Annotated in this window: 2 protein-coding genes; both read right to left on the bottom strand. The window is 74.3% G+C overall.

Annotation, left to right across the window (positions count from 1 at the left end; genetic code table 11):
- On the bottom strand, positions 1–333 hold a 333-nt coding region (locus tag ACJA3G_RS37020), incomplete at its 3' end, for a VOC family protein (protein WP_406557395.1).
- Positions 334–352: 19 nt separating this feature from the next.
- On the bottom strand, positions 353–1356 hold a 1004-nt coding region (locus ACJA3G_RS37015), incomplete at its 5' end, for a GMC oxidoreductase (RefSeq protein ID WP_406557394.1).

Raw genomic sequence — 1356 nt, 5'->3', positions numbered from 1 at the left:
CGGGGTGGGGCGCGGTTCGATCTGGAGGACGGCCCGCGCCCCGGTGACGGGGTCGGCCGCGGTCAGGGTCGGGCCGGGTCCGCGCACCGCGGCGATGCCCATGCGGTGCAGCCGGGCGGCGGCGGCGTCGAGGTCGTCGGGGTCGTCGACGCCGACGCGCATCCCGACGAGGCGGCGGGTGGGGGCCGCGACGATCCGCAGCTGCCGGCCGCCGTCCCGGGTGGCGAACCAGCCGTTCTCCCGTGCCCGCAGGCCGAGTTCGGTGTAGTACGGGGCGGTCGCCGCGGGGTCGGGGACGCCGATGGTGACGGAGGACAGGCGGTGGAGTGACATGGAGGGCTCCTTCACGGGGTCAGGGCAGGACGGCGTCGCCGCGGGCCGCGCGCAGCGCCTGGGCGACGATGGTGAGGGTGGGGTTGACGGCTGCGGACGAGGGGAAGAAACCGCCGTCGACGACGAACAGGTTGCGGACCTCGTGGCTGCGGCAGTAGGGGTCGAGGACCGAGCGCGCCGGGTCGTGACCGGCGAGGACCGTGCCGCACTGGTGGCCGGTGTGCTCGACGCCCATGCGGTGGGTGAGGACGAGGGGGTATCCGGCCCGGCGCATCATCCGTGCCCCCTCGCGCACCAGACGCCGGTGGGCGCGGGCGTTGACGGGGTGCCAGTCGAGGGTGACTCCTCCGCCGGGGCCGAGCAGGACCCGGTTCTCCGGGCGCGGCAGGTCCTCCGAGATGAGCCACCAGTCGACGCTGTGCGCCGCCAGTTCACCCAGGATCCGGCGGGGCACGCGCGGGTGCGCGGTCGCCATGGCGGCAGGGTGGACCTTGCCCATCAGCTGGAGGTTGCCGAGCGGGTGCGGTGTGCGGGCACCGGCCCGGTAGAAGTCGTTGACGGCGAGGGTCTTCTGGAAGACCGACGGGTTGATCCGGCGCGGGTCGACGGCCATCAGCATGCTGTTGTGGTGCAGCATCAGATTGCGCCCCACCAGACCGCTGCCGTTGGCGAGCCCCGACGGGTGAGAAGTACTCGCCGAACGCAGCAGCAGCGCCGCGGAGTTGACCGCCCCGCAGGAGACGACGACGGTTCCGGCGGTGAGCGTCACCGGCCGGCCGTCCCTGATGGCCTCGACGGTGGTGACGGTGCGTCCGGACGCGTCGGTGCGCAGCCGGGAGACGTACGTGTGGGTGAGCAGCCGGACCGTGGGGGCGCGCAGGGCGGGGCGCAGGGCCCGGGTCTCCGCGTCGCTCTTGGCGCCGACCCGGCAGGGGAAGCCGTCGCAGGTGCCGCAGCGCTCACAGGTGCCCCCGTCGGCCAGGTCGACGCCGAGTTCCAGCGGATGGGGGCGGAGCCCCTGGT

The sequence above is a fragment of the Streptomyces sp. YS-3 genome, from assembly GCF_045257485.1.
Taxonomy (GTDB): Bacteria; Actinomycetota; Actinomycetes; order Streptomycetales; family Streptomycetaceae; genus Streptomyces.
This window is presented reverse-complemented; position numbering and strand designations above follow the sequence as displayed.